The 6,923-nt window shown below is 54.1% G+C and carries 8 protein-coding genes and 1 pseudogene; 6 read left to right on the top strand and 3 right to left on the bottom strand.

The features are described 5' to 3' along the window. Window positions 1–93 precede the first annotated feature (93 nt). The 3 genes and pseudogenes from ACI2KG_RS12790 to ACI2KG_RS12780 form a co-directional block, all read left to right on the top strand. A pseudogene (locus tag ACI2KG_RS12790) lies at window positions 94–885 on the top strand (hypothetical protein); the annotation flags it as partial. A 220-nt stretch (window positions 886–1,105) separates the two neighbouring features. Continuing rightward, entirely contained in the window at window positions 1,106–1,315 is a 210-nt protein-coding gene (locus ACI2KG_RS12785; RefSeq protein ID WP_003298409.1) for a hypothetical protein, read from the top strand. Between the two features lie 14 nt (window positions 1,316–1,329). Continuing rightward, a complete protein-coding gene (locus tag ACI2KG_RS12780; protein WP_003298411.1) occupies window positions 1,330–1,536 on the top strand; it encodes a hypothetical protein in 207 nt (68 codons plus the stop codon). A 143-nt stretch (window positions 1,537–1,679) separates the two neighbouring features. On the opposite strand, the gene ACI2KG_RS12775 is transcribed toward ACI2KG_RS12780, so the two are convergent. Beyond that, entirely contained in the window at window positions 1,680–1,808 is a 129-nt protein-coding gene (locus ACI2KG_RS12775) for a hypothetical protein (protein ID WP_003253468.1), read from the bottom strand. Window positions 1,809–1,930: 122 nt separating this feature from the next. Then, on the bottom strand, window positions 1,931–3,628 hold the full coding sequence (locus ACI2KG_RS12770; protein ID WP_003298414.1) for a phosphoethanolamine transferase: 1,698 nt from the start codon (window positions 3,626–3,628) through the stop codon (window positions 1,931–1,933). A gap of 490 nt (window positions 3,629–4,118) precedes the next feature. Between ACI2KG_RS12770 and ACI2KG_RS12765 the strand changes: the two genes are divergently transcribed. The 3 genes from ACI2KG_RS12765 to ACI2KG_RS12755 all read left to right on the top strand — a co-directional run bounded on the left by ACI2KG_RS12765 (window position 4,119) and on the right by ACI2KG_RS12755 (window position 5,925). Then, entirely contained in the window at window positions 4,119–4,457 is a 339-nt protein-coding gene (locus tag ACI2KG_RS12765; RefSeq protein ID WP_079732563.1) for a zinc ribbon domain-containing protein, read from the top strand. A gap of 54 nt (window positions 4,458–4,511) precedes the next feature. Further along, window positions 4,512–5,417: a cation diffusion facilitator family transporter gene (locus ACI2KG_RS12760; protein ID WP_010951438.1), complete on the top strand. Its 906-nt coding sequence runs from the start codon at window positions 4,512–4,514 to the stop codon at window positions 5,415–5,417. Between the two features lie 157 nt (window positions 5,418–5,574). Further along, complete coding sequence (locus tag ACI2KG_RS12755) at window positions 5,575–5,925, top strand: DUF3147 family protein (RefSeq protein ID WP_011953105.1); 351 nt, start codon at window positions 5,575–5,577, stop codon at window positions 5,923–5,925. A 32-nt stretch (window positions 5,926–5,957) separates the two neighbouring features. On the opposite strand, the gene ACI2KG_RS12750 is transcribed toward ACI2KG_RS12755, so the two are convergent. Beyond that, window positions 5,958–6,284 (bottom strand): DUF2790 domain-containing protein, encoded by a 327-nt coding sequence (locus ACI2KG_RS12750; RefSeq protein ID WP_010951440.1) that lies wholly within the window; start codon window positions 6,282–6,284, stop codon window positions 5,958–5,960. Between the last annotated feature and the right edge of the window lie 639 nt (window positions 6,285–6,923).

The following is a 6,923-nucleotide window of genomic DNA, read 5'->3' as shown; positions in this document are numbered from 1 at the left end:
CTGGCGATAAGGGTGATCGCGTCCGCTTAAAAATACGCGGACACCATCGCCCTTAATGCTGGAGTTCGGAAGGTGAGTTCGCCGGACGCTTACGTATGCCCGGCATGCGACAACCCTGTCCAGCTGGTTGGGCTGTATGAGCTACCGCCTAACGTGAAGAACCCATTCGGGAAACATGCTACTAAGAGCATTCGCGGCATCGCTCCATTTGATAGTGAGGCCCGTAACGATTGCCCGTACTTCCAGCCTCGCCAGCACAAGAAAACAGAACGAAAAACCAGGTTTGACGGCGTCCCACGGAAGATTCTCAAGCTATTGATCGAACAGTTCGATCGCGTGGTTTACATCCTGGAGAAAGAGACCCAACTGGTCCTTTCCGAGAACGCGTTGAGAGGCATGCTGCAGCGTTACAAGGGAGAGCGTGGCTACCTCTATACCGGCGCGACGCTTCGCAATGTGCCATGGATCTTTGCTTACATGTCGGACGCCACCCGCCTGTTTGGCCAGAAGGTCATTGGAAATGCTGAGCTGGTGAAAGCTATTGCCGCTGAGGTGCCAGGGGCGGAAATCAGCAGCACTGGTCGGCTGGAATCGAAGAAGGTGCCTGGTTCGAAGGCGGCATATTTTGATCTCAAAATGAGTTTCATCCGCCATCGAATCGTCAAAGACAGTGAAGCGTCCGGCTTGGTTGAAAGCATGGAGTTTGTAGTGTCACAGCCTCGCGGAGGTGAGCTTGAGCACATTCACAAGGAAGTCATCAAATTCGATTCGGCTTGGTTCGAATCCCTTATCCGGATGCCGGTTGATCATCCTTATCGCAGAATGGATAGAGTGAAGATGGCCCGGGAGGAACTGGGCGATCTGCTGGAGCTGACTCAGGCCTGAGGAGGCCTGTTGTAAACCACTTTTTTTCACTGTAACCACAGTGGTTTACAGTGAAAAAAAGTGGTTTACAACGTAGCTACGACACGCGCCCTGGCCACTCCCCAGGCCAGCGCGCTCCTCATTGATTCGTTCAGTCGGGCGTCGAACACCTATGCTGCTCGGGGCCTTGCCACGCCGCGGTGTCCTATAATTCATCTTCAGCTGAATGGAGCAAAATGTTGTGAAGCGCACATTCATTGGAATGGTCGAGGCTGGTGAGCCACTGATGAGGCAAGCGCTTGAAGCTATCCGACAGGCCCACGAAGCGGAGGCTGCTGGATTGCCAGACCTTGAGGTACAGCGTCTTCACCCATTGGCAGATTCGCTCTATCAGGCGGTCATTGATTTTCAGCTCCTCAAAGCAGGTAAACCACCGTCGACTATCCAGTGAGGACCTGCCGCTACATGACGAAAAAGATGCCAGCTCTTCTCCCCGACCACCCCATGTATACCGACGCAGTGGATGCGATGAAGCAATACCACGAGGCGCAGGCTTCTGGCTCATCTGCCGAAGAGGTTGAGCGCCTGCGTCAAATCGCAGAATCACAATTTCGGGCTGTCAGCGAGTATCAGCTCAACGCTCTGGGATATCAGTCTCGTCGTCCGCACTGAAGGGATAACCGATCCGGAGGTAGCTTCAGAATCCATCAAGCCAAGCGGAAGACTCACGACGCGGTCCGATTGATCAGCGAGACGGTCGGGAGGGTTTGCACACAGCCCCAAAAAAAAAGCAGCTCCCGAGAGCTGCTTTTTTCTTACTCCCCCTTTTTGTGCTTGTGGGGTTTCAGGTCCGGATGGTCCTTCTGCTTTTCAGGGGTGACTCGCTGCCTTTTGTCCGGAGTGCCATCTTCATTGGTGCGCTTTGGGCCTGGCTTGATGCTCATGCAAAACTTCCTTTTCCGCTTGGGTTGTTGAATGCAGCTATGTAATTAGTCCAGCTTCTCTCAGCTGTCAAAGCAGGCTGGTGCAGAACCGCCTGGCCGATGATCCGGTCCACATCGAACATTCAGAGGCCAGAATAAGAGCCTCCGACAAAGGGCTTACAAGGGGCAGTGAAATCCAGCGCTGAGCGATACGAAGACGTCTGGACGTTCATCATGCCGAGCACGGTGTGGAACAGGTTGTCGTGGCTCAGCGGTGACGTGGTTTGAGCTTTCAAACAACCCACGTTGACCTTTTCGCTCTTCGCGAGCGAGTCAGACATCCAAAGTACCAACGGCACCTTTGTTTGCTCGTCAGGAGCCATCGCGTAAGGCAGCCCGTGTAGATAGAGCCCACCCTCCCCCAGCGATTCGCCGTGGTCCGAAACGTACATCAGCGCAGTGTCGAACTTGGTGTTGGCCGCCAGGATATCGATGAGATTTGCAGTCACATAATCGGTGTAGAGGATTGAGTTGTCGTAGGCATTGACCACCTCCTCCTGCTTACATTTGTCGAGCTCGTTGGTCTCGCACACCGGTGCGAATTTCTTGAATTGCGAGGGGTAGCGCTTGTAGTAGGCCGGGCCGTGACTGCCTTTGTAGTGGAGCACCAGGACAGCATCGCCTTCCTGGCGCTTGATGAAGTCTTGCATCTCCGTGAGCAGCACCCCGTCCTTACACTCCTCGCTGGTGCACAGTTGGGAATCCGCGTGAGAGGCAGCCTTGTGGTTGGGAACCCTGTCGCAGACCCCTTTGCACCCCGAGTTGTTGTCAGTCCACATGACACTGATGCCAGCGCGTTGAAGCACGTCGAGCAGCCCTTCTCGGCTCTTGGCCAAGCCATCTTTGTACTGGGCCTTACCCACGTCCAGGAACATGCATGGCAGCGAGACCGCGGTAGCGGTACCGCAGGAGCTCACGTTCGTGAAGCTAATGACATTTCGCTTTTCTAGTTCCGGATTCGTTTCACGGGAGTAGCCGTTGAGGGAGAAGTTGGCGGAGCGAGCGGTCTCTCCTACTGCCAGTACCAGCAGCCTGGGTTTACGAGCCGCACCCTGTCGATTAACTACCGCATCAGTACCAATGGCCGTCAGCGTTTTAGGTGAGGCCAGCTGACGCTTCAGGTACCCATGGCCAGCCGCAAACAAGTTGGTAGGTACCAGAATCAGCCGGATCTCCCGATTGTTGCGCAGCAAGGAGGCATACGACTGGTACTGACTCAACGCGATGCCAGATAAGGTCAACAGAGCGAGCGACAGAGCAATGAACCTGCTGACCAAAGCTTTGGCCCAAGGCTTGCGCCGGAGGGGAACCCGGGCAATCAGGTAGACGGGCAACACCCCAACCATTGCGACCCAAAGACCGAGCTTCCAATTCAGCAGCTCGGTTGCCTCAGCGACGTCGGTCTCCACAACGTTGGTGAACATTGTGTAATCGATCACGATGCCGTAGGCATTCATGAAGTAACTCGCAAAAGACGCGCTGATCAGTACCAGGCACAGTATGGGTTTGGCCAGCCGCCCCCATGACAGCAAGCTCAGAACGGTAAACACCCATGCGAATACTATGACTGGGAGGCTAGCCGCTAGCTGCCAGTTCACTTCATCGGTTTTGAATACCAGCTTCCAGAGCACGTTCCAGAGCTCAGCGTTCGCGAATAGCAGTAACCAAAAAGTCACCAGGCCGATTAGCAAATTAGTACTGATGCCTTTCTGCCGCGCATTGCGAATAGCAAAGATCCATTTGCTTAACAGGGTGTGAACAATGGATTTGGAAGGTGTCATTATCAAACTCTGGAAGCTGCTTATCCATGGCGGTAGCTATGGAGTTAGCGGGAGCTACAAGGCAAACCGTCGACAGATGCTGAGCGATTGCGCAATGTGCGGAGCGTCAGAGGCCTTAGGCCCCTAGGCGTTGGGGACGCTTAGTATGTGTGAGGCATAGGGATAAAAAGAGAAATGAATCTCGCTGAGCGCATTATTTCCGGGACCTGATAACGACACGATGACCTCGGGATTACAATGCTGACAGAAATCCAATTACTGCTGTTTTGATTGTCATTGATCACGCTATGATCAAAATTAGGGGAATACTACCCACCAAAAGCAATGCTCCGCTCAGCTAGATAAATTTAATTTCACAAACAAAACGGTTTCGTTTTGTCGTAGGCTAATTTTGAACTTTCAATTCAACTTACAAGTCTTTCTCGCGAGCAGAACATAATTTTCAACTTTTGCTCGTTAATATGTCACCCATCAATGAGGGGCGAATACCATGAGCTTTTTCAAAAACATCCTGGGCGGGCACCATGGCCGTGGAAACCACGGTGGAGGCAAGCACCACAGCGGGGGACATGGGGCCGAGCAATATGATCGCCATGGCCGGCAGCAGGGCTGCGACGGCGGTAATCAGGTGTATGACGGCGGGCGCCCTCCCACTCCTGCCCCCATCAAAGATCTGCAGGGCTGCAGGCAGTGCCGGACGGCCAACGATCCGTCAGCACGCTTTTGTCTAAACTGCGGAACACCGCTATCGAGTGGTTGCACCGCCTGCGGCTCGCTGCTGAGTGCAGGAGCAAGATTTTGCAGTCAGTGTGGCCAAGCGACGCTCTAAGGCTAGGTAGACAGGAAGGCCAACGAGACCACAACCCTGCGCAAGGAGAAATACGTGGGTTCAAATCATGACCATGGCAGCGCTGCAGTACGCGAGGGGCATCAGAAGAAGCTAATCATGGCGCTCGGCTTGACTGGCAGCTTCATGATTGCAGAAGTGATCGGTGCGTGGATTACCGGCAGCCTGGCGCTGCTGTCGGACGCATCTCACATGTTCACAGATACTGCCGCCTTGGCGATCTCACTGATTGCACTTCAGATAGCCAAGCGGCCGGCGGATCAGAAAAGAACCTTCGGCTATGCGCGCCTGGAAATTCTGGCTTCGACGTTCAACGCCGTGCTGCTCTTCCTGGTGGCGATGTACATCTTGTATGAGGCCTACCAGCGCTTCTTCATGCCGGCGGAGATCGCTACCGGAGCGATGATGTGGATCGCAATCGCCGGCCTGATCATCAACCTAATTTCGATGCGCCTTCTGGCATCTGCGAGCAACGAAAGCCTCAACGTCAAAGGAGCCTACCTCGAAGTTTGGAGCGACATGCTCGGCTCGCTTGGCGTAATCATCGCGGCACTTATCATCCGCTTCACCGGCTGGACCTGGGTCGACACGATTGTCGCTGTGGCGATCGGCCTTTGGGTTCTGCCGCGGACGTGGCAGTTGCTTCGCGAAAGCCTGGGGATCCTCATGGAGGGTGTCCCGAGGGGGCTCGACGTTACGGCAATCGAGGCCACCATCCTCGGAGTAGATGGCGTGACGGACGTTCATGACTTGCACGTGTGGGCTGTCAGCAGTGGCAGTAACGTGATGACGTCGCACGTAGTGGTTCGGGATTCTGCAGATGGGGATGCTGTGTTGGCGGCCGTCGTGGATGCTGTCAGCGATGCATTCGAAATCCATCACTGCACCATCCAGATCGAGCGGGCAGCTTTCCACGAGAGCGTTCCCTCACCCTCGCACTGACCGATCGGTAAACACCATGCAAACACATCACCCTCCTGGCTGAGGGTGATGTTGCAAAAAAAATGCGGTGAGGGATGCCGTAAACGGCAGGAGCGCTTCAAGGGGGTTGGTGAATGGCTTCGCCTGCCCTCGTCAACAACCTCCAGAAGGCTCAGCGATGGCCTGGATCATCACGAAGTACCTACTCACTGCCGGTATAGTGATTCTCGTGTCAGAGCTGGCGAAACGCAGCGACAAGCTGGGCGGCTTGGTCGCCGCCCTACCCTTGGTCACGGTCGTGACGTTGGTCTGGCTCTATTTAGAGAACCAGAGCATGGAGAAGATCTCCAACCATGCTTGGTACACGTTCTGGTACGTGCTTCCGACCCTGCCGATGTTTATTGCTTTTCCATTGCTGCTACCTAAGCTCGGCTTTTGGCCGACACTGATCAGCAGCATCCTCATCACAATGGCCAGCTTCGGAGGCTTCGCCATACTGCTGCGCCGGTTCGGCATTGAGCTTCTATGATCCGGTGGCCGCAGGGATCATCTTGATGAGTCTTAACGGCTATTAACACACTCGCCCTTCACCAGGTAGCGAACCATGTGCAGTTCGCCTTTCGAGTCTTCGTAGGTCATCATGCTTCTTACATTACCGCAGTACCGCACATTGGGTGATACATACACCAACTTACCAACGTCCAGGTCCATGCCATAGGCGTAGTCTTCTAGTTGAGGCATGGGCTTTTTTACGCGTTGAGCATAATCCGCTGTAGCCTCTCTAGCAGTACGCTCGATGTGTTTATTGATCTCCATACCGCTTTGGGCATTGGCTGTTAGTGATGTAAAGAGCATAAACACGGCGATCGCTGATACAGTAGTGTTCATAAGAAGTCCCTTAATAAAAAAGCGCCCGTAGGGGGGCGCTAAAATTCACCTACCAAAGGAGCGTATGGTTTACAGGTGAATGCACTGGCGCGAACAACTGCTCGGTGCTCTTGCCAAGCTGCTTTGAAATGAGACAATTTCCAAAGCAGCGATGCCTCTTCCGCTGCCCTTAAACTAGCAAAGGAGGCTAACACCAAGATGATCGTGCAATTACAATTTGGACATGTAATAGATTGTAAGATAATTATTCGAGAGAATATCGAGCCGCCACGTGAACTAATTTGCAGAAAGGCGCTGCGGTTTGCGGCCGTGCATGGGGTCTGCCTGCGTGGCGCCCTCGATCCAAGGCCAGTACCAGTCCTTGCAAGCTAACGACCGAAATGCTGCCTGTCCTGGCCGATTCCACCTGCCAGGCGAATCTGTCATACACCGCCGCAGGCCCCAGAATCCGCTATGCTTAGGGGTGGAGCCTGCATGACTGTCAGAAATCTTGCGGCTACATTACAAATTTGTAGGATTTCGCCGCGGCCAGCTTCTTCGCGTTAAGATTCAAGCGTCCTCAGGTGACCCGGCGTATGGACAGAGGTAGCGACTACCACATGCCATACCCTCAGCCAAACTTTCGAACAGCCTGCAACC

Origin of the sequence: Pseudomonas sp. NPDC089407 (assembly GCF_044900445.1) — a bacterium.
GTDB lineage: Bacteria > Pseudomonadota > Gammaproteobacteria > Pseudomonadales > Pseudomonadaceae > Aquipseudomonas.
The sequence above is the reverse complement of the archived record's forward strand: the minus strand, read 5'-3'. Positions and strand labels throughout refer to the sequence as shown.

Excerpts from the sequence above, each read along its gene's own strand:
- ACI2KG_RS12750 (WP_010951440.1), bottom strand. The coding sequence starts at position 6,284 with ATGAACACTACTGTATCAGCGATCGCCGTGTTTATGCTCTTTACATCA.
- ACI2KG_RS12780 (WP_003298411.1), top strand. The coding sequence starts at position 1,330 with ATGACGAAAAAGATGCCAGCTCTTCTCCCCGACCACCCCATGTATACC.
- ACI2KG_RS12775 (WP_003253468.1), bottom strand. The coding sequence starts at position 1,808 with ATGAGCATCAAGCCAGGCCCAAAGCGCACCAATGAAGATGGCACTCCG.
- ACI2KG_RS12765 (WP_079732563.1), top strand. The coding sequence starts at position 4,119 with ATGAGCTTTTTCAAAAACATCCTGGGCGGGCACCATGGCCGTGGAAAC.
- ACI2KG_RS12755 (WP_011953105.1), top strand. The coding sequence starts at position 5,575 with ATGGCCTGGATCATCACGAAGTACCTACTCACTGCCGGTATAGTGATT.
- ACI2KG_RS12770 (WP_003298414.1), bottom strand. The coding sequence starts at position 3,628 with ATGACACCTTCCAAATCCATTGTTCACACCCTGTTAAGCAAATGGATC.